The organism is Actinomycetota bacterium, assembly GCA_005888325.1.
Classification (GTDB): Bacteria; Actinomycetota; Acidimicrobiia; order Acidimicrobiales; family AC-14; genus AC-14.
The window spans coordinates 1-18,650 of the sequence record VAWU01000035.1 but is presented as its reverse complement, the minus strand read 5'-3'; the positions used below and the strand labels follow the sequence as shown (position 1 = coordinate 18,650).

Genomic DNA, 18,650 nt, shown 5'->3' with positions numbered 1-18,650 from the left:
GCCGCGCGGTCAGGTGTCGACGGGCCGAAGCACGGGCCGACGGCGGGCCTGCGCGTTGGTGATGACGACGCCCATGCCGTAGCCGATGGAGAGCGCGACGGCGCCGCCCACCGCGTCGAGCCAGTAGTGGTTGGCGGTGACGACGATCGAGAACGTGGTGGCGAGCGGATAGAACGCGATGAGCACCTTCATCCAGGTGCGGGGCACCGTGGAGATGAAGACGAGGGCGCACCATGCGGACCAGCCGAAGTGCAGGCTCGGCATCGCTGCGTACTGGTTGGAGATCTTGTGCATCGCGCCTGAATCGAACGACCAGAGGCTGCCGTAGACGTGGAGCGTGTCGACGAAGCGGAACGACCCGGGCAGCAGGCGAGGAGGCAGGAGCGGATAGAGCGCGAAGCCGACCAGCGCCACCGCGGTCGTGCATGCCAGTGCGTTGCGCCACCTCTGGTAGCGCTCAGGGAACCGGCGGAAGAGCCAGAGCAGCGCGCCGATGGTGACGAAGAAGTGGAAGGTGCCGTAGAAGAGGTTCCAGAACTCGATGAAGCCGTGGTAGTCGAGGAACGCCTTCTGCACCGAACGCTCGTTGAAGATGTGCAGCCAGCGCTCGACATCGATGACCGAGCGGGCGTGGCTGAGCGCGTGGGCCTTTGAAACCGACGCTGATCCCTGCAGGTTCCGCACGACCGAGTAGACGATGTAGAACGCGATGATGTAGAGGACCTCGCGCCACCAGCGCAGGCCGAGCGCTCGTCGCATGGCGGTCGGATCGCCGCGCGGCTCGCCCTCGAGCGTCGCGCTCGCGGATGTCGAGCCCGAAGGGGCAGAGCGGGAAGCTGCGGGCCAGCTCACGAGGGAGCCGGAACCGACCTGGCCCGCGCACCGACCGCGAACGCGGGGGCGCCGAGCAGGCTCACGGCCAGGTTCATGGCATAGAAGAGCAGTCCGAGGGCGATGGCCTGGGCCTGGGTGACGTCGAACGGGTGCAGGAAGAGCACCAGTGCACCTTCGCGCACCCCGAGCCCACTGAACGTGACGGGCAGCACCTGGGCGATGGCCACGACCGGGAAGAACGCGAGCAGGACGGTGAGTCCGATGTCGATGCCGAGCGCCTCGGCTGCCGTCCAGGCGGCGAGGACGACGGTGAACTGGTACACGAAGCCGGCGGCCAGCACGCCGGCCGCGGCTGCGGGATGGTGGCGGAAGCGGTCGACGCCCAGGTGAACCGCGCCGACGAAGCGCAGCCAGCCCGGGTTGTCGGCGTGGCGCCCGAGGAGCCGCGGATGGGCGGCAACGAGCACGATGCCGGCGAGCAGCACCAGCGTGCCCGCCGCGAGAGCGACGGCCACCCGGGTCGCGCTGCCCTTGTGCAGCAGCGCGGGCTGCAGGGCCATCGCGACCAGCGTCATCACGGGCAGGACGATCCAACCGCTCAGGCGCTCGAGCACGACCGACGCGAACGTCGGGGGCGGCTCACCGTTCTCCACGGACAGGCGTGTGACACGCAGCACGTCGCCTCCGATCGTCGAGGGCAGGAAGTTCCCGACGAAGAGACCCGCGAGGTAGTGCCCGAGCAGCGTCGGCAGCCGGGCGGGGATCTCGAGCGCGGCGAGCACCCGTTGCCAGCGCAGCGTCGAGAGGACGACCGAGGCGCCGGTGACGAGGAGGCCCGCGATCACCCACGTGAGCGTCGACGCCTGATGACGGGGCAGCAGCGAGGAGATGTCGAGACGCGTCAGGAGGTACGCCAGCATGGCCACGCTGACCGTAAGCCGAAGGGCGAGGAGGGTCGTCCGTCGGCGACCCCGTGCGAGACGTCCGGCGATCCATCCAGCCTAGGCCCGACCCGAACGGTGCGCGACCCCATACGCTGTGCCGATGGCGACGAATGCGAGAGAGGTCCGGCTCGGCGACGTGCGGTTGACGATCGCGGAGGCGGGCGTCGGCGGTCGGCCGATCCTGCTGGTGCACGGCTTCACGGGGGCCAAGGAGGACTTCACCGACTTCCTCGAGCCCTTGGCCGAGCGCGGATGGCATGCAGTCGCCCCCGACCTGCGCGGCCACGGGGTGAGCGATCATCCCGGCGACGAGGCGAGCTACTCGCTCGAGATCATCGCGGCCGACCTGCTGGCACTCGCGGATGCGCTCGGGTGGGAGAGCTTCGTCCTGCTGGGCCACTCGATGGGTGGGATGGTCGCCCAGCAATTGCTGCTCGCCCGGCCCGAGCGGGTGGACGCGCTCGCGCTGATGGACACGACCCACGGCCCGATCGACTGGGTCGAGCCGGACACGCGCGAGCTCGCCGCTGCGATCGTCCGCGAGCAGGGCATCCCGGCGTTGATGGAGGCGCTGAAGCTCCTGCGCGACGAGGACCCGCTCATGACACCGGCCTTCCTGCGACTGCTCCACGAGAAGCCCGGCTACAGCGAGTTCTGCGACGCCAAGCTGCTCGCGTCCTCTCCGGCCATGTGGCTGTCGATGTCGGAGTCCCTGCTCAGCCAACCCGACCGCCTCGACCGGCTGGCCGACGTCGACCTGCCGACGCTGCTGATCGTCGGCGAGCAGGACACACCGTTCGTCGCCCATGCGGAGCGCATGGCGAAGACGATCCCCGGCGCCCGGCTGGCGATCATTCCCGAGGCCGGGCACTCGCCGCAGTTCGAGAACACCGACGCATGGTGGGCGGTGCTGAGCTCGTTCCTCGAGGACGTGGTGTGACGCAGTTGCCTGGCACGCACCTCGAGGGCCACGGCGGCCAGCTCGTCGCCGCCACGCTCGGCGCCTTCGGCGTGCGCGAGATCTTCACGCTGTCGGGTGGCCACATCTTCTCCATCTACGACGGGTGCGTGAAGGCCGGCATCCGCATCGTCGACGTCCGCCACGAGCAGACGGCGACGTTCGCGGCCGAGGGCTTCGCCAAGCTCACACGCCGACCCGGTGTGGCGGTGCTCACCGCAGGGCCGGGTGTCACCAACGGTGTCAGCGCGGTCACGACCGCGCACTTCAACGGGTCGCCGCTGGTGGTGCTCGGCGGCCGCGCCCCGCAGGCTCGTTGGGGCGCGGGGTCGCTGCAGGAGTTCGACCACGTGCCGGTGGTGGCCTCGATCACCAAGGTGGCGCGCACCGTGACGTCGACCGGTCAGATCGCCAAGGAGCTGCACGAGGCGGTCACCCTCGCGCTCACTCCCCACCGCGGGCCCGTGTTCCTCGACTTCCCGCTCGACGTCGTGTTCGCGAGCGACGCGTCCGACGTGCCCGACGGTGTGGTGCCCGCCGGCCCCGAGCCCGACGCCGACGACGTTTCCCGCGCCGCGGCCCTCGTCGCGAGCGCCGAGCGCCCGGTGCTGGTGGCGGGGGGCGACGTGTGGGCCGATGGCGCGTGGGAGGCGCTGCGACGGTGTGTCGAGTCGCTACGGGTGCCGACGTTCGTCAACGGCCAGGGGCGCGGGTGCCTGCCCGCCGATCACGAGCTGGCGTTCGCGCGTACCCGAAGCTTCCTCAAGCAGGCCGACGTGGTGGTCGTCGTCGGCACTCCGCTCGACTTCCGGCTGTCGTTCGGCTCGTTCGGCGCCGCCCAGGTCGTGCACGTCGTCGACCACCCCGACAGCCGCGCCGGCCACGTCGACGCGGCGGTGTCACCCGCCGGCGACCTCTCGACCATCCTCGACGGGATGGCTTCCCACACCGGCGCGCGAGCGGACCACGAAGCCTGGATCGCAAAGCTCCGCGACGAGGAGACGGCACGGCGTGAGGCCGAGCGGGCCGAGCTCGAAGCCGACACCGACCCGATCCACCCGGCACGCGTCTACGGCGAGCTGCGCGCGCGCCTGGCGCGCGACGCGGTGGTGATCGGCGACGGCGGCGACTTCGTGTCGTACGCAGGCAAGCTGATCGACTCCTTCGAGCCCGGTTGCTGGATGGACCCGGGGCCCTACGGCTGCCTCGGCACCGGGCTGGGCTACGCGATCGCGGCTCGTGTCGCGCATCCAGACCGGCAGGTCGTGCTGCTGCAGGGCGACGGCGCGATCGGCTTCAACGGCATGGACTACGACACGCTCGTCCGCCACGACCTTCCGGTCGTCGCCATCGTGGGCAACAACGGCATCTGGGGTCTCGAGAAGCATCCGATGCAGGCGATCTACGGCTACGACGTCGCCGCCGACCTCCAGTCCGGGTGCCGCTACGACCGTGTGGTCGAGGGCCTCGGCGGCGCAGGTGAGACCGTCGAGCGGCCCGCCGACCTCGGCCCCGCCCTCGATCGCGCGTTCGCCGCGGGTGTGCCCTACCTCGTCAACGTGCTCACCGACCCCGCGATCGCCTACCCGCGCACGTCCAACCTCGCCTGACGGCCGCGGGTCGGGTCCCCCTCCGCGTTCTTGTCGCGCTCACCCACCGTCACGGTGGTCGAGCGCGACAAGAAGCCTGACGTTGGCGGGCCGATCGCCCGCGTCAGTTGGAGGCCGCCGCCATTTACTGAGCCTTTTCGAGGAACCGCTCGCGGTTGACGAGCACGCGCGTGAGCTTGCCCGCGGCCACCAGCCCCCGGTCGTTGTTGACCGACACGGTGAAGCTGAGGCGCCGGCCCTCGACCCGCTCGAGCGTCGCCTCGGCCCGCACGGTGACGCCGACGGGAACGGGGATGAGGTGGTCGAGCTGCACGCGCATCCCGACGCTCGTGACGTGGGGCGCGAGCCGGCCGGCGATGGCGGCGACGCTCGCTTCCTCGACCAGGGCCACGACCCGGGGGGTGCCGAGCATGGGCACGTCGCCCGAGCGCAATGAGGCCGCGGTGTCGCTCTCAGCCACCGTCAGCTCGATCGTGGCGCACAGTCCAGGTTCCACGGGCACGGCGGTACCATACGAACTTCCGCCGAAACAGGCGAACTTCTCCGTTTGGGAGCGTTCAGGTGATCGAAGACAACGTCGTCCAGCGCGTCCTCGCGGTGGCTCTGCGCACGGGCGGCGACTTCGCCGAGGTGTTCGCGGAGGACAAGCGGCTCTCGTCCGGTCATCTCGACGACGGTCGCGTCGAGGAGCTGACCTCGGGCCTCGACCGCGGCGCCGGCATCCGCGTGGTGCGAGGCGACACGACCGGGTTCGCCCACACCGCCGACCTCTCCGAGACGGGGCTGCGGGGCGCGGCGGAGGCGGCCGCTGCCGCGGCCCGCGCCGGCGGCGGGGGAGTGCACGAGGTGGCGCTGCAGCCGCGCGCCGACCGGCAGGCCCACCCGATCGCGGAGTACCCGGCCGACGTCCCCAAGGCGCGCAAGGTCGAGCTGCTCCAGCGGGCGGACGCGGCGGCGCGCGCCGAGGGCAGCTCGATCCGTCAGGTGAGCGCGTCCTACGCCGACAGCCGCCGGCGCATCCTGGTGGCCAACAGCGACGGCCTGCACACCACTGACGACCAGGTCCGTACGCGCTTCATGGTCCAGTGCGTCGCCGCGGGAGACACGGGGATGCAGACCGGGCTCGAGGCGCCCGGGCGCACGATCGGCTTCGAGCTGTTCGCCGAGGTCGACGTCGACGAGGTGGCGCGCACGGCGGCGCGCCGCGCCCTCGACATGCTGAAGGCGCGCCCGGCGCCGAGCGGCAAGCTGCCCGTCGTCCTCAAGGCGGGCGCGGGCGGGGTGCTCTTCCACGAAGCGTGCGGCCACGGTCTCGAGGCCGACCTCGTGAATCGTGACGCATCGGTGTTTCGTGGCCGCGTCGGAGAGCGCGTGGCGAGCCCGCTCGTCACGCTCGTCGACGATGGCACCTACGGCCGCGAGTGGGGCACCTACGCCATCGACGACGAAGGGCATGTCGCGCAGCGCAACACGCTCATCGAGAACGGCGTGCTGACCGACTACATGTGGGACTTCCTGCGCGCCCGCAAGGAGGGCCGCGCCTCGTCGGGCAACGGGCGGCGCCAGACGTACCAACACCTGCCGATGGTGCGCATGACGAACACCTACGTGCTCGACGGCGCCGACGACCCGGAGGAGATCATCCGGCAGACGCCGTACGGCATCTACTGCGTGGCGCTGGGTGGCGGGTCGGTCAACACCGCGACGGGCGACTTCGTGTTCGGAATGACCGAGGCCTACCTGATCGAGAACGGCGAGGTCACCGATCCTGTGCGGGCGGCAAACCTCATCGGCAACGGGCCCGACGTGCTGCAGGCCGTCGACGCCGTTGGCAACGACTTCCTCACGTGGACGGGAACGTGCGGCAAGGACGGCCAGTCGGTGCCGGTGTCCGCCGGCCAACCCACCCTGCGCGTCGCGAGCATGACCGTCGGGGGCACCGCGGCATGACCGAGCTGCTCGACTTGGCTGAGCGGGTGGCGGGGTGGACGCGTGAGGGGGAGCAGGTCGAGGCGTACGTCGCTCGCACCCACGACACCAGCGTGCGCGTGTACGACGGCGACGTAGAGTCGCTGTCCTCCGCGCAGACCGAAGGCATAGGGGTTCGCGTCATCGCCGGGCAGCGGCAGGGCTTCGCGTACGCCGGCTCGCTCGACGAGACGTCGCTGCGCGAGACCCTCGATGACGCCCGCGACAACGCGGGCTTCGGCACGGTCGACGAGTTCCTGGGCCTGCCCGCTCCCGACGGGGTACCGGCGGCCGAGCTCGACCTCTTCCGCGTGGAGTTGGCGGCGTTTCCCACCGACCGGAAGGTGCAGCTCGCGATCGAGCTCGACCGCGTCGTGCGCGCCGCCGACCCCCGCATCCGAGGGGTCGAGACCGCGGAGTACGGCGACGCATCGATCGAGGCGGCGATCGCGTCCAGCACGGGCGTCCGCGCACACGCCCGACGCACCACGTGCTCGCTCTACGCGTACGCCATCGCAGGAGAAGGCGCGGACACCCAGACGGGTTTCGGCTGGTCGATCGGCCGCGCGCCCGACGACCTCGACGTGAGCCGCGCCGCGTCCATGGCGGCCGAACGGGCCACCCGCCTGCTCGGCGCCACCAAGCCGGCGTCGCGGCGAGTCACCGCGGTGCTCGACCCGATGGTCACGGCGTCGTTCCTCGGTGTCCTGTCGGGCGCGCTGTCGGGCGAATCGGTGCTCAAGGGCCGCTCCATGTTCGCCGGACGCGAAGGCGAGCAGGTCGCCGTGGTGGGGCTCACCCTCACCGACGACCCGACCAATCCCGAGGCACGGGGCGCCAGCTGCTACGACGCCGAGGGCCTGGCCACCCGGCGCAACGTCCTCATCGAGAACGGCGTGTTGCAGGGTTTCGTGCAGAACGCCTACACGGCCCGGCGTGCGGGCGCGGCGTCGACCGGCTCGGCGGTGCGCGGGGGCTTCAAGACCACACCGGGCGTCGGCACCCGGGCGCTCGCGCTCGTGCCCGGCACGCGCACCCAACAGGAGCTCCTCTCCGACATCGGAGACGGCTTGCTCGTGCTCTCGGTGCAGGGTCTGCACTCCGGCGCCAACCCGGTGAGCGGCGACTTCTCCGTGGGTTGCGAAGGACTCGTGGTGCGTGACGGTGTCGCCGCCGAGCCGGTGCGCGAGGCGACGATCGCGTCGACGCTCCAGCGCATGCTGCACGACGTCGTCGGGGTGGGGTCCGATCTCGAGTGGCTGCCGGGTGGCGCGGCGGGGTTGAGCCTCGCGATCCGCGACGTCACGCTCAGCGGCGCCTGAGGTCAGTAATCGGCGTCGGCGCCGCGCAACGGACGCCCGTAGACGGCGCTCGCGTGCATACCGATCCGCAGGACGCCGAACGCCAGCACCCAACCGGGCCAGAAGTACCCCGCACCGGTGAGCAGCCAGATTGCCAGGCAGACGACGACGATCGTCCCGACCCGGCTGGCGTGGCGCATCACGCCGCGCTCCCGTCGTGCCTGCGCCTCGTTGGCGTCGACGTCGGTCTCGTCGAACTCTGAGAAGTCCCGTCGAGCGCGACCGCACATCACCACCGCAGTCTGCGCTCGGGCTCGACGGCTGACAACGCGTCGATGTTGTGAACTTGGTCACATTTCGAAGCCGGTACCCTTGCGCGTCGTGCCCGCGGCAGCCGACACCCATCCGCACCTGGCCGCGCCGCGCCGTCCCGGACAGGTGCGGGTCGACTTCCACCTGCACACGATGTGGTCCGGCGACGCCACCACGACGCCCGACGAGCTCGACGAGGCCGTCCGCGCGGCCGAGATCGACGTGCTGTGCATCACCGATCACGGCACGGTGAACGGCGCGCGCGAGCTCGCGCAGACGAACAAGCTGCCGTGTCGCGTGATCGTGGGCCAGGAGCTGCGCACATGGGCGGGTGAGGTGATCGGCCTGTTCCTCTCGGAGCGTCTCCCGTATGGCTTGAAGCCCGACGAGACCGTCGAGCGCATCCGTGCGCAGGGCGGGCTGGTGTACATCCCGCACCCCTTCGACCCCACCCGCCACTGCCTGCGCGCGAGCGTGCTCGACGACCTCGTCGCGGCGCGGGCGGTCGACGCGATCGAGGTGTTCAACGCCAAGACGTCGTTGTCGCACCTCAACGAGCAGGCCCGCGCCTACGCCGAGGCGCACGACCTGCCCGGCGGCGCGGGCAGCGACGCCCACGAACCGTCGGCGGTGGGCGCGGCCTACCTCGAGATGCCCGACTTCGACGGTCCGGCGGATTTCCTCGATGCCATGCGCGGCGGAGCGGTCGTCGGCCATCAGTACGACCGCGCGCGCGAATGGCGGCCGCGCATCGTCCCCTCGACCAAAGGCATCTGACATGTTCGCGGTGGCCGCCCCGCAGATCCCGGTCGCGCACGCGATCGTGCTCGGCCTCACTCAGGGTCTGTCGGAGTTCCTCCCGATCTCCTCGAGCGGGCACCTGATCCTCGTGCCCTGGCTCTTCGCGTGGCACGAGCTCGACGCGTTCCCCGAGCTGAAGAAGACCTTCGACGTGGCGCTTCACCTCGGGACGCTGTTCGCCGTGCTCGTGTACTTCTGGGGTGACCTCAAGGCGTTCGTCCCGGCCGGCCTGCGCGCCATCGCGCGCCGCGGAGCCGTGAGCCACGAGGAGCGGCTCCCTTTCCTGCTCGTGGTGTCGGCGCTGCCCGGCTTCGTGCTCGGTGCGCTGCTCGACTCGTTCATCGAGAAGAGCCTGAGCCAGCCGTGGCTGGTGGCGGTGATGCTGATCATCTTCGGCGTCGTGCTCCTCATCGCGGACCGCGCCGCGACGAACAGGGAGGAGGGGGACTTCCACCTGAGCGAGGCGTCGCTCATGGGGCTCGGGCAGGCGGCGGCGCTGCAGCCGGGTGTCTCGCGTTCGGGGGCGACGATGACCGTGGGGCGCCTGCTCGGCTTCGATCGCGATGCAGCCGCGCGCATCTCGTTCCTCATGAGCCTGCCCGTCACCGCGGGAGCGCTCGTCTACAAGGGCGCCAAGTTGATGGCCGACGGCGGGCTGCCCCACGGCACCGGCCCGGCGTTCTTCTGGGGTGTGGTGACCTCCGCGATCACCGGGCTGGTGGCCATCCACTTCCTGCTCAGGCTGTTGCGTACCCGCTCGTTCGCGCCCTTCGTCGTGTACCGGTTGATGGCGGGGGCGGCGGTGCTCCTGCTCATCGTGACGGGTTTTCGACCGGCGACCTGACGGCCAGCGTCACCGCGCCACGCGCGATCGCATCGGCCACCCCGCTCGTCTCGTCGATGGAGAGCGCGACGGTGACCGCGTCGGCGCCGACCGCGAGCACGGTCGCCCCCTCGGCGACCGCGAACGTCTTCTCACCCTCGAGCGTGGCCAGCACGTCGACCGCGTCGCCGGCGCGCACCGCGGGGGCGGCGGCGCCGACCGGGACGGCCATCGCCCGCCGGCCCGGCGTGAGATGAGCGCCGAGGCCGTGGACACCCGCGGGCGCCAGGTGCGACTCGAGCACGGCCTCTCCCGCGAAGAGCGCCACCACTACCGTGCGGCCCACCACGGCACCGGCAGAGGTGGCCGCGCCCGCCGGGACGAAGGTGGTCGGCACCTCCCGCACTACGACGTCGTCGCCCGTGAGCACGTGGCCGACCCCGACCTCATCGACGGCGACGGCGACCGGACGACGCGTGCCGAACCGGGCGCGGAGGGTCTCCGTCGCGTCGACGAGACGGAACACGAACAGCGCGGTGGCCGCGGCCAGCACGATGACAGCGAGCCAGTAGGCAACCGGCGAACGAGTGACGCGGCGCAGGCGCATCGGGCGCTCCTCCCACGAAGGGACATCGCGGGGAAGCGATGGGGTGAGCTTACGTCAGTCCGCGAAGGATCCGGGGTCGAGCGCGCCGACGCCGCACGCACAGGCGCGCTCCGTGGGGACCGCGGGGATGGCGCGCATGAGCAGGCTGCGCACCTTGTCGACGTTGTCGTTCATCACCCGCAGGACGGTGTCCATGTCGACCGCGGCGACATTGTCGTCGTCCTCGACGCCGGCGTCGTAGTCCGTCACCAGGCTGATGTTGGCGAAGCAGATACCGAGCTCACGCGCGAGCGCCGCCTCGGGGTACTGCGTCATGTTGATCACGTCCCAGCCCGCCGACTGGAACCAGCGTGACTCGGCTCGGGTGGAGAAGCGGGGCCCCTGGATGACGACGACCGTGCCACCGTCGTGGGCGGTGATGCCCTCAGCGCGTGCGGCATCGACCACGACGGAGCGCAGCTCGGAGCAGTAGGGGTCGGCGAAGGAGATGGAGTTCACGAGCGGGCCGTCGAAGAACGTCGCCTCGCGACCGGCTGTGCGGTCGACCAGCTGGTCGCAGACGACGAACTCACCGGGGTGCACGTCGCGGCGCAGGGACCCGACCGCGCACGGGCTCAGCAGACGGCGCACGCCGAGCCGGCGCATGGCCCACACGTTGGCGCGGTAGTTGACGCGGTGGGCTGGCGTCTCGTGGTGCGGCCCGTGGCGAGCCAGGAACGCGACCTGTACGTCGTCGATCGAACCGGCGTGCAACAGCGCCGACGGAGGCCCGAAGGGTGTTTGAACGGCCACCTCGACGGGGTCGTCGAGGAAGCGGTAGAAGCCCGATCCGCCGAACACGCCCACGTCGGCCTGAGGCAGTGTCACCTGATCGCGACTGTCACTCGAGGTGGGTCAGTGCACGAGGGACTGGTCGAGCCGCCGGACGCGACGGCACATCTCCAGCAGGATCTTGCGGCCGATGGCGGGATACTCGAACAGGATTGCCTTGAAGTTGAAGCTGGCGATGGAAAGCGTGCGCAGCGGGGTGTCGGCGGTGACGGTCGCCGAACGCGGCTCGCCGTCGATCAGCGAGATCTCACCGAAGTAGCCCCCCGGCCCCAGGGTGGCGAGCGCCCGGTTGAGCTCGCCGACGGTGACCGTGGCCTTGCCCTCGACGATGAGGTAGAAGCGGCCGGCGGCGGCGCCCTCCGCGGCGACGACGGCGCCCGCGGGGAACGACTGCTCGCGGCTCATGGCGTGGACGGCGTCGAGCTCCTTGCGCGTCAGCCCCTGGAACAGGTCGACCGATGCCAGCAGATCGAGCTCGGGACGCGCCCTCGGCATCAGGCCGACTTCGCCTCGGACTTCGCTTCTTTCTTGCTCGTCCCCTGCTTGTCCCCGCTCTTGGAGTCCCCGCTCTTCGAGTCGGTGCCCTTGGAGTCGGACGACTCGGACGAGGCGGATTTCGCCTCCGACTTGTCGTGTCCGTCGCCCTTCGCAGCCTTCGTCGACGAACGGCTGTCGTTGCGGTAGAAGCCACTTCCCTTGAAGCTGATCCCCACGGGGCTGAAGACCTTGCGCAGCTGGCCGCCGCATGCGGGGCACTCCTCGAGCGGCTCGTCGCGGAACGACTGGACGACCTCGAGATGCTCGCCGCACGACTTGCAGGCATATTCGTAGGTGGGCATGCCGTCTTTCCTGTTGGCTTCCACTGTTGGCACTCGAACAGGGTGAGTGCCAGTGTACCGGGAGCGGGGCGTTCCGTACCATGGGGCCGTGGTCGTGCTCGCACCGCTGATCGACCTACCGGGCACCTCTCCGAGGCTCACACCCGTCGATCTCAAGGGCGTCACCGTCCCGGTCGACAGGATGCACACCGCCGCGGCCGACGGGGCGGCGCGCCGGACGGCAGGCGACGGCCGACATCGGAGAGAGACTGCCGAACCGGGGCGACCGGTGGTGGTCACCACGGCAGGAGGCGACCTATGAGGCAAGTCGTGCGCAAGGCGGTGATACCGGCAGCCGGGCTCGGCACCCGGTTCCTGCCCGCGACCAAGGCGCAGCCCAAGGAGATGCTGCCCGTCGTCGACAAGCCGGCCATCCAGTACGTCGTGGAGGAAGCCGTGCGCGCCGGCATCCGCGACATCCTCGTCATCACCGGACGCGACAAGCGGTCGCTCGAGGACCACTTCGACCGCTCCTTCGAGCTCGAGTTCTACCTCGACGCCCGCGGCAAGCACGACCAGCTGAAGGAAATGCGCGCCATCGCCGAGATGGCCGACCTCCACTACGTGCGCCAAGGTGAGCCGCTCGGGCTGGGCCACGCGGTCTCCGTCGCGCGCCAGCACGTCGGCGACGAGCCGTTCGTCGTGATGCTCGGCGACGACATCATGATCGACGAATCGCGCGTGCTCTCCGAGATGCTGGGTGTGTACGAGCGCTATGGACGGTCGGTGGTGGCGCTCAAGGAGTTCCCGCGCGCCGAGATCTCGGCCTACGGGTGCGTCCGCCCCGAGGTGGTCGACGACGCGCTCGTCCGCATCCTCGGCGTGGTGGAGAAGCCCGCGCCCGAAGACGCGCCGTCGAACCTCGCCATCATGGGACGCTACGTCTTCACGCCCGAGATCTTCGACGCGCTCGAGCACGTGCAGCCGGGCGCCGGCGGCGAGATCCAGCTCACCGACGCGATGGCGGTGCTCCTCCAGGAGCAGACCATCTACGGGTTCCCCTTCGAGCACGGGCGCTACGACATCGGCAAGAAGATCGACTACCTGCGGGCGATGGTCGAGCTCTCCGTCGACCGCGAAGACCTCGGGCCGGAGTTCCGCGCCTTCCTGGCCGACTTCGTGCAACGCAAGAAGCTGATTTGAGGCTCCCGGGGCCGCCGGTGGGCCGTGTCCTTCAGGGTCCCTAGTGATCGCGCTCGACGACGCGCAGCGACGCGTCCTCGCCGAGTGCGCTCCGTTCCATCCCTCCGCGGTCGCGCTGGCAGACGCGCTCGGTTGCGTCACGTCCGTCGAGCTGCGCGCCGATGAGGACGTCCCGCCGTTCGCCAACACCGCGATGGACGGCTTCGCGGTGCGGGCTGCCGACGCGAAGGCAGGAGCGCGCCTGAAGGTCGTCGCCACGCTGCCCGCCGGGCGGGCGCCGGATCGCGCGGTCGGCGTGGGCGAGGCGGTGCGCATCATGACGGGCGCACCGATCCCCGAGGGGGCCGACGCCATCGTGATGGTGGAGGACACCCGGGTCGACGACGACGGGTTCGTCGCGATCGCACGCACCGCGCGCCCCGGTGACCACGTTCGTTCGGCGGGCGAGGACCTCGCCGCGGGCCAGGTCGCGTTCGAGCCCTTCACCGTGCTCGGGCCCGGCCACCTCGGCGTGTTGGCCAGCCTGGGCTACCGGCGCGTTCCGGTGTTCCGCCGGGCCCGTGTCGGTGTGCTGTCGACCGGCGACGAGCTGGTCGACGACGGCAGTGCCCTGCGGCCGGGTCAGATCCGCGACTCCAACCGGCCGACGCTTGTCGCGATGGTGCACGAGGCGGGCTGCGACGCCGTCGACCTCGGCGTCGTCGCCGACGACGAAGCCGCCATCACGGCGGTGCTCGAGAAGGGCCTCGCCGAGTGCGACGCGCTGGTCACGACCGGCGGCGTGAGCATGGGCGACTTCGACTACATCAAGGTGGTGCTCGACCGGCTGGGCGCCATGCAGTGGTGGCAGGTGGCGATCAAGCCGGCCAAGCCCCTGGCCTTCGGGATCGTCTCGGGCAAGCCGGTGTTCGGCCTGCCCGGCAACCCGGTGTCGTCGATGGTCTCCTTCGAGCTCTTCGCTCGACCCGCGCTCCGCCGGATGATGGGGCACACCGACCCGTTCCGGCCCACGGTCGAGGCGGTCGCGGACGAGGCGCTGCGCCGCCGGCCCGACGGCAAGGTGCATTTCGTGCGTGTGCTCGCGTCGACGGGTGACGACCGCCGATGGCACGTCCGCTCCTCCGGTGGCCAGGGCTCCAACCTCCTGCGGGCCATGGCCCTGGCCAACGCGCTGGCGGTGGTGCCCGACGGTGACGGCGTCGCGGAGGGCAGCGACGTCGAGCTGATCCTCCTGACGTAGCCTGGCGCCATGACCCCGGCTGCGCCGCTGATCGATCCCTTCGGGCGCACCGTGCGCGACCTGCGGGTGTCGGTCACCGATCGCTGCAACCTCCGTTGCCGCTACTGCATGCCGGCCGAGGGGATGAACTGGCTGCCACGCGACGACCTGCTCACCTTCGAGGAGATCACGCGCGTCGCCCGCATCTGCGTCGAGCACTTCGGGTTCGACGGCATCCGGCTCACGGGAGGCGAGCCCACGGTGAGAGCCCACCTGACGGTGCTGGTCGAGATGCTCGCAGCGCTCGGCGTCGACCTCGCCATGACCACGAACGGTGCGACGCTCCGGCTGCTCGCCGACGATCTCGTTCGGTCTGGGTTGCGGCGGGTGAACATCTCGTGCGACTCGTTGCGTCGCGAGCGCTTCGCCGAGATCACCCGGCGCGACGCGTTGGCTCAGGTGCTCGACGGCATCCAGGCGGCGCTCGACGCGGGGCTCGACCCGGTCAAGGTCAACTGCGTGCTCATGCGCGGGGTAAACGACGACGAGATCGTCGACTTTGCCGTGTTCGGTCGCGAGCGGGGCGTGGGCGTGCGCTTCATCGAGTTCATGCCGCTCGACGCCGACGGAGCCTGGGGGCCCGAGGTGGTCGTGCCCGCGGCCGAGGTGGTCGAGCGGATCGACGCCGTCTTCCCGGTCGAGCCGGTGCGCCGGGGCGCGGCACCTGCCTCCCGCTTCCGCTACCGGGACGGCCGGGGCGAGGTGGGCGTGATCGCCAGCGTCACCCAGCCCTTCTGCGGCTCGTGCGACCGGGTGCGGCTCACGGCCGAGGGTCAGTTCCGCAACTGCCTGTTCGCCGTGGCCGAGACCGACCTGCGGGCGCGATTGCGGAGCGGCGCCGGCGATGAAGAGGTGGCGTCCGCCATCGCCCGCGACGTCGCCGGCAAGTGGGCCGGGCACAGCATCGGTCAGGTGACGTTCATACGTCCGGCGCGCAGCATGAGCCAGATCGGCGGCTGACCCGAGAGCGCCGAAGACCTGGTCGGCGACGACCGGGGCCAGCGCGGCGACGCTGCTGGTCGCTTTAGACTTGTTCAATGCCGGATCGCGGTTTGACCCATCTCGACCCCCTGGGGCGTGCCCGTATGGTCGACGTCACGCCCAAGGAGGCCACCCACCGGCGGGCGCTCGCTCGGTGCAAGGTCTTCATGAAGCCGGAGACGGTGAACAAGGTCGCGAGCACCGAGATCACCAAGGGCGACGTGCTCCAGGTGGCGCGGGTAGCCGGCATCCAGGCCGCCAAGCAGACGCCGCACCTCATCCCGCTCTGTCATCCGCTCCTGGTGGGCTCGGTGTTCGTCGGGTTCACACTCGCCGACGACCACGTCGAGGTCGAGGCGACGGTCGAGACGGTCGACCGCACAGGCGTGGAGATGGAGGCGATGACCGCCTGCTCCATCGCCGCGCTCACCATCTACGACATGTGCAAGTCGACCGACCGGTCGATGGTGATCGGCGAACTGACGCTTTGGGAGAAGTCCGGCGGTCGGTCGGGCAGCTATCGGCGGGCCCTCGAACCCGGCGTCTGAACGAGATCTGCGCTCGCAATCTAACGCGAGCGCGTGCTAGATTTACCTAGCGCTTGGGTTGAGACCTCCCCCAACGCCGTAGTAAAAGGGAACCGCCGGGTCCCCACCCCATCCACCGCTACGTGGCTGGCCCGCGTTACGGTCCCCGAGTCGCAAAGGTAGGTCGAGGAGCTTTGACCGTGGTGTTGGTTGTCCTCGCCGTTGTGTGGGCCGTCGTTCTGATCCCGCCCTGGTTGCGAAGCCGGGCCGAGGGGCGACCGGGCGACTCGATCGGCGCCTTCCACCGCCAGCTCACCACCCTCGAGCGCACCGGCCCCGAGACCGCACCCCCCCGCACCCCGTCGGCGTCGAGCGCGCTCCCGGTCGCGCGCCCCCCGAGCGCGAGGGCGCGACTCCAGAAGCGCCGGCGCGACGTGATGCTCGTTCTCGGCGGAGCCATGGTCACCACGCTGATGCTGAGCTTCGTCCCGGGTCTCCGCACCATGCTGCTGCTGCACGCGGTCGTCGACGTGCTGTTCGTCGTCTACGTTGCCCTGCTCATCCGGCTCCGAGGTGTGACCGCCGAGCGCGAGATGAAGCTGCGCTTCCTCCCCGGCACCCGCGAGCAGGTCGAGCCGGTCCTCGCGCTGCGCCGCTCCGCCAACTGAGCCCCCGCCTGCCGGAGGGCTAACCTGAAGCTCCCGCCCGGGGGTGTAGCTCAGCTGGTAGAGCGCTACGTTCGCAACGTAGAAGTCGGCGGTTCGAGTCCGCTCACCTCCACCACGAAACCGCAGGTCAGATCACCTGCGCGTCGTCGTCCCGTTCAGTCATCGCCCTCCGTGAACGCGCCGTGAACGCGTGACCTCGCGGCCTCGGGTCGGAACAGTGCCTCAAGCGCCTGCGTCACCGACGCATCGACCGCGGGGAGCAGCGAGCCGTAGACGTCGGACGTGACCCGGATCGAGCCGTGGCCCATCCGCTGCTTGATCGCCTCGAAGTGGGTGTCGAGCGCGATCATCAACCCCACCGCGGTGTGGCGCAGCCCGTGGAAGGTGAGGCCGTCCAGGCCAGCCGCGTGCACTGTGGGGGCCCACATCCGTCGTCGGAAGTTCCCGGCGCGCACCGGACCGCCCTCGGGGGCGATGAACACGAGCGCGTCGGGGGTCTCGGCCGTCAGCCCTCGTCGCGCGAGGTGCTCGGACAGCAGCGCAACCAGGAAGGGGGGAATCGCGAGCGTCCGCTTGCTCGCGCGTGACTTCACGTCCGCCCGCTCGATAAGCACGCCCCTGACTTCGGCGGTCGTCTCGGCCACCTCGAGCGTCTCGCGCAGGAAGTTGACCCGCCCGACGCGCAGGCCCACCACCTCTGACCAGCGGAGGCTGAGCACCCCGGCGAGGTAGATCATCGGGCGGCACTCGACCGGCGTGGCATCCGCGAGGCGGACGAGGTCGTCGGCCGTCAGAAAGCGGATCTTGGGGCGCTCCTGCGTCGGCAGGCTCACCCCTTGACACGGGCTGCGTCCGATGCGGTCGGCGGTCACCGCGGCGCTGAGGATGGCCCGGAGCACGCCGTAGTTCGTGCGCACGGTGGCGGGGGCGAGGTTCCGCTTCATGCGGTTGACGACTTGCTGCACGTCACGCTTGGAGATTGCGTTCAGCGGCCGCCGGCCCAGGGCGGGCAGGAGGTGCCGGTCGGTGACCGACCGATCACGCGCGAGCGTCGTGGCGCGCTTGTTGGACGAGTCGAGGTACTCCTCGCACCACGCCGCGAACGTGATCTTGCCCCGATTGGGATCAACGAACGTCCCGTGCAGCTTGTCGGCCTCGATCGTCACCTTGCGCGCCCGCGCCGCGGTCAGAGTGCGGTGCGATTCCGAGCGGGCGTTGCCGTCCGCGTCGCCCCGATCAGGCCTCCCGTGATGCGCCTCACGGTCCTAGCGTTGCAGCATTCGACTGAAGGTGCCCGTTCTGGTGCGCGCGGCCAAGGCGACGGGCCGGTGCCCCCAAGCCCGACTGGCGTATCCTCCCTACTGCCCAAGGGGTTGAGCGGGTTAGACGCTTCCCCTATCTCAGCCGAGCGTTCTCGCCGAGAAGTCTGTGCCGATGGGTCGCTAGAACGCGGCGTTCGTGGTCGGCGCGTCGGTTGCAGCGGTCGTGCTGGCCGCCTTGTCGTCGCCACCGCATCCGGCCATCACGAGGAGCAACGCCAGAACAACGGGGACTTTCCGCACGGACTCGTCTTAGCTGGCAGCACTCCACGAAGGCAAGGAGCGAGCTCTTGTCCTCCCCGGGGCGTCGAGGACGGCCGCTGGAAGATGGGTCGAGCGACCTTCTGCGCGCTGTTGGCGCGAGTAGGCATCCCCTGCCCTCCCGCCTAGGGCTGGTTGCGTCCAGTCCCGAGCGGCGGTACGGGAGCGTTAGCGTGGGAAGCGAGGGGCCGCAGTCCCTCGGACCTACTCCTGCCCGCACGTGTGATCTGGACGGTTGGGAGTGCGAGTGCCAACAACGCGACCGGCGACATCGCGGATGCGGCAGTCGAAGCCGAGCACGAAGCGCCAGCCGCTTCCCCGTCGAGGCACGCGATCCACGTCGCAGCGATCACGCCCCGGCTCGCCTTGGTCTTCGAGCAGCACCTCGCGCCCATCGACCTCGACGACGACAGCCCCAGTCAGGCAGAGCATCACCTTGCGCGGCTGATTGGCGTCTTGAAACCGGAACGCTACGGCGCCACCGCCCGCGCCCAGGATCGCGGCGACCACCAGAGTGAGGGCAGCCTTACGCACGACCGACATACTGCCCAATGAGAGCGGGCCGAGCGGCAGTTAGGTACTCAGGCAAACTGACGCTGTGCTCG

22 protein-coding genes and 1 tRNA gene are annotated in these 18,650 nt (G+C 70.3%); 13 read left to right on the top strand and 10 right to left on the bottom strand.

The window, feature by feature from the left end; all coding sequences use genetic code 11:
- Positions 1–9: 9 nt before the first annotated feature.
- A complete protein-coding gene (locus E6G06_14065) occupies positions 10–759 on the bottom strand; it encodes a phosphatase PAP2 family protein (GenBank protein TML89693.1) in 750 nt (249 codons plus the stop codon).
- An 89-nt stretch (positions 760–848) separates the two neighbouring features.
- Complete coding sequence (locus E6G06_14060; GenBank protein ID TML89692.1) at positions 849–1,754, bottom strand: flippase-like domain-containing protein; 906 nt, start codon at positions 1,752–1,754, stop codon at positions 849–851.
- A 124-nt stretch (positions 1,755–1,878) separates the two neighbouring features.
- On the opposite strand from E6G06_14060, the gene E6G06_14055 reads away from it, so the two are divergent.
- Positions 1,879–2,718 (top strand): alpha/beta hydrolase, encoded by an 840-nt coding sequence (locus E6G06_14055; GenBank protein ID TML89691.1) that lies wholly within the window; start codon positions 1,879–1,881, stop codon positions 2,716–2,718.
- On the top strand, positions 2,676–4,346 hold the full coding sequence (locus tag E6G06_14050; protein ID TML89690.1) for an acetolactate synthase: 1,671 nt from the start codon (positions 2,676–2,678) through the stop codon (positions 4,344–4,346). The genes E6G06_14055 and E6G06_14050 overlap by 43 nt, the downstream gene beginning before the upstream one ends.
- Positions 4,347–4,470: 124 nt before the next feature.
- Here the strand turns inward: E6G06_14050 and E6G06_14045 are convergent, their stop codons facing one another.
- Positions 4,471–4,758, bottom strand: coding sequence for a thioesterase (locus E6G06_14045; GenBank protein TML89708.1), 288 nt, complete (start codon positions 4,756–4,758; stop codon positions 4,471–4,473).
- Positions 4,759–4,907: 149 nt separating this feature from the next.
- Here E6G06_14045 and E6G06_14040 point away from each other — a divergent pair, with 149 nt between their 5' ends.
- Positions 4,908–6,296 carry a TldD/PmbA family protein gene (locus tag E6G06_14040; protein ID TML89689.1) on the top strand — a complete coding sequence of 463 codons (1,389 nt, stop codon included), beginning with the start codon at positions 4,908–4,910 and terminating at the stop codon, positions 6,294–6,296.
- The gene (locus tag E6G06_14035) at positions 6,293–7,636 is read left to right on the top strand and encodes a TldD/PmbA family protein (protein ID TML89688.1); all 1,344 of its coding nucleotides are present in this window, start codon (positions 6,293–6,295) and stop codon (positions 7,634–7,636) included. Before E6G06_14040 ends, E6G06_14035 begins: the two co-directional genes overlap by 4 nt.
- 2 nt (positions 7,637–7,638) lie before the next feature.
- Here the strand turns inward: E6G06_14035 and E6G06_14030 are convergent, their stop codons facing one another.
- On the bottom strand, positions 7,639–7,908 hold the full coding sequence (locus tag E6G06_14030) for a 2TM domain-containing protein (GenBank protein ID TML89687.1): 270 nt from the start codon (positions 7,906–7,908) through the stop codon (positions 7,639–7,641).
- A gap of 88 nt (positions 7,909–7,996) precedes the next feature.
- Between E6G06_14030 and E6G06_14025 the strand changes: the two genes are divergently transcribed.
- Both E6G06_14025 and E6G06_14020 read left to right on the top strand, forming a co-directional pair.
- Positions 7,997–8,704: a PHP domain-containing protein gene (locus E6G06_14025; GenBank protein ID TML89686.1), complete on the top strand. Its 708-nt coding sequence runs from the start codon at positions 7,997–7,999 to the stop codon at positions 8,702–8,704.
- The gene (locus tag E6G06_14020) at positions 8,613–9,572 is read left to right on the top strand and encodes an undecaprenyl-diphosphate phosphatase (protein ID TML89685.1); all 960 of its coding nucleotides are present in this window, start codon (positions 8,613–8,615) and stop codon (positions 9,570–9,572) included. The genes E6G06_14025 and E6G06_14020 overlap by 92 nt, the downstream gene beginning before the upstream one ends.
- Here E6G06_14020 and cpaB read toward each other — a convergent pair.
- From cpaB to E6G06_14000, 4 genes are read right to left on the bottom strand one after another with little or no spacing between them, the layout of a single operon-like run.
- Positions 9,541–10,158 (bottom strand): Flp pilus assembly protein CpaB, encoded by a 618-nt coding sequence (gene cpaB / locus E6G06_14015; GenBank protein ID TML89684.1) that lies wholly within the window; start codon positions 10,156–10,158, stop codon positions 9,541–9,543. The two genes, E6G06_14020 and cpaB, sit on opposite strands and share 32 nt — an antisense overlap.
- A 54-nt stretch (positions 10,159–10,212) precedes the next feature.
- Entirely contained in the window at positions 10,213–11,025 is an 813-nt protein-coding gene (locus E6G06_14010; protein TML89683.1) for an S-methyl-5'-thioadenosine phosphorylase, read from the bottom strand.
- Positions 11,026–11,052: 27 nt separating this feature from the next.
- Entirely contained in the window at positions 11,053–11,484 is a 432-nt protein-coding gene (locus E6G06_14005) for a cyclic nucleotide-binding domain-containing protein (GenBank protein TML89682.1), read from the bottom strand.
- On the bottom strand, positions 11,484–11,828 hold the full coding sequence (locus E6G06_14000; protein ID TML89681.1) for an FmdB family transcriptional regulator: 345 nt from the start codon (positions 11,826–11,828) through the stop codon (positions 11,484–11,486). The genes E6G06_14005 and E6G06_14000 overlap by 1 nt, the downstream gene beginning before the upstream one ends.
- Positions 11,829–11,916: 88 nt before the next feature.
- On the opposite strand from E6G06_14000, the gene E6G06_13995 reads away from it, so the two are divergent.
- The 7 genes from E6G06_13995 (at position 11,917) to E6G06_13965 (ending at position 16,580) form a co-directional block, all read left to right on the top strand.
- On the top strand, positions 11,917–12,129 hold the full coding sequence (locus E6G06_13995; GenBank protein ID TML89680.1) for a hypothetical protein: 213 nt from the start codon (positions 11,917–11,919) through the stop codon (positions 12,127–12,129).
- On the top strand, positions 12,126–13,010 hold the full coding sequence (galU, locus tag E6G06_13990) for a UTP--glucose-1-phosphate uridylyltransferase GalU (protein TML89679.1): 885 nt from the start codon (positions 12,126–12,128) through the stop codon (positions 13,008–13,010). Before E6G06_13995 ends, galU begins: the two co-directional genes overlap by 4 nt.
- Before the next feature lie 43 nt (positions 13,011–13,053).
- Positions 13,054–14,250: a molybdopterin molybdotransferase MoeA gene (locus tag E6G06_13985; GenBank protein ID TML89678.1), complete on the top strand. Its 1,197-nt coding sequence runs from the start codon at positions 13,054–13,056 to the stop codon at positions 14,248–14,250.
- Positions 14,251–14,259: 9 nt separating this feature from the next.
- Positions 14,260–15,249, top strand: a complete 990-nt coding sequence (moaA, locus tag E6G06_13980) for a GTP 3',8-cyclase MoaA (GenBank protein TML89677.1) — start codon at positions 14,260–14,262, stop codon at positions 15,247–15,249.
- A gap of 77 nt (positions 15,250–15,326) precedes the next feature.
- On the top strand, positions 15,327–15,818 hold the full coding sequence (gene moaC, locus E6G06_13975; protein TML89676.1) for a cyclic pyranopterin monophosphate synthase MoaC: 492 nt from the start codon (positions 15,327–15,329) through the stop codon (positions 15,816–15,818).
- Positions 15,819–15,997: 179 nt separating this feature from the next.
- Positions 15,998–16,465 (top strand): hypothetical protein, encoded by a 468-nt coding sequence (locus E6G06_13970; protein TML89675.1) that lies wholly within the window; start codon positions 15,998–16,000, stop codon positions 16,463–16,465.
- A gap of 39 nt (positions 16,466–16,504) precedes the next feature.
- Positions 16,505–16,580: transfer RNA gene (locus tag E6G06_13965), tRNA-Ala, on the top strand.
- Positions 16,581–16,620: 40 nt separating this feature from the next.
- On the opposite strand, the gene E6G06_13960 is transcribed toward E6G06_13965, so the two are convergent.
- Both E6G06_13960 and E6G06_13955 read right to left on the bottom strand, forming a co-directional pair.
- Positions 16,621–17,631, bottom strand: coding sequence for a site-specific integrase (locus E6G06_13960; protein TML89674.1), 1,011 nt, complete (start codon positions 17,629–17,631; stop codon positions 16,621–16,623).
- A 618-nt stretch (positions 17,632–18,249) separates the two neighbouring features.
- Positions 18,250–18,555, bottom strand: a complete 306-nt coding sequence (locus tag E6G06_13955; protein ID TML89673.1) for a hypothetical protein — start codon at positions 18,553–18,555, stop codon at positions 18,250–18,252.
- Positions 18,556–18,650 lie beyond the last annotated feature (95 nt).

Excerpts from the sequence above, each read along its gene's own strand:
- E6G06_14065 (TML89693.1), bottom strand. The coding sequence starts at position 759 with ATGCGACGAGCGCTCGGCCTGCGCTGGTGGCGCGAGGTCCTCTACATC.
- E6G06_14060 (TML89692.1), bottom strand. The coding sequence starts at position 1,754 with ATGCTGGCGTACCTCCTGACGCGTCTCGACATCTCCTCGCTGCTGCCC.
- E6G06_14055 (TML89691.1), top strand. The coding sequence starts at position 1,879 with ATGGCGACGAATGCGAGAGAGGTCCGGCTCGGCGACGTGCGGTTGACG.
- E6G06_14050 (TML89690.1), top strand. The coding sequence starts at position 2,676 with ATGGTGGGCGGTGCTGAGCTCGTTCCTCGAGGACGTGGTGTGACGCAG.
- E6G06_14045 (TML89708.1), bottom strand. The coding sequence starts at position 4,758 with ATGCTCGGCACCCCCCGGGTCGTGGCCCTGGTCGAGGAAGCGAGCGTC.
- E6G06_14035 (TML89688.1), top strand. The coding sequence starts at position 6,293 with ATGACCGAGCTGCTCGACTTGGCTGAGCGGGTGGCGGGGTGGACGCGT.
- E6G06_14020 (TML89685.1), top strand. The coding sequence starts at position 8,613 with ATGCCATGCGCGGCGGAGCGGTCGTCGGCCATCAGTACGACCGCGCGC.
- cpaB (TML89684.1), bottom strand. The coding sequence starts at position 10,158 with ATGCGCCTGCGCCGCGTCACTCGTTCGCCGGTTGCCTACTGGCTCGCT.
- E6G06_14005 (TML89682.1), bottom strand. The coding sequence starts at position 11,484 with ATGCCGAGGGCGCGTCCCGAGCTCGATCTGCTGGCATCGGTCGACCTG.
- E6G06_14000 (TML89681.1), bottom strand. The coding sequence starts at position 11,828 with ATGCCCACCTACGAATATGCCTGCAAGTCGTGCGGCGAGCATCTCGAG.
- galU (TML89679.1), top strand. The coding sequence starts at position 12,126 with ATGAGGCAAGTCGTGCGCAAGGCGGTGATACCGGCAGCCGGGCTCGGC.
- moaA (TML89677.1), top strand. The coding sequence starts at position 14,260 with ATGACCCCGGCTGCGCCGCTGATCGATCCCTTCGGGCGCACCGTGCGC.
- moaC (TML89676.1), top strand. The coding sequence starts at position 15,327 with ATGCCGGATCGCGGTTTGACCCATCTCGACCCCCTGGGGCGTGCCCGT.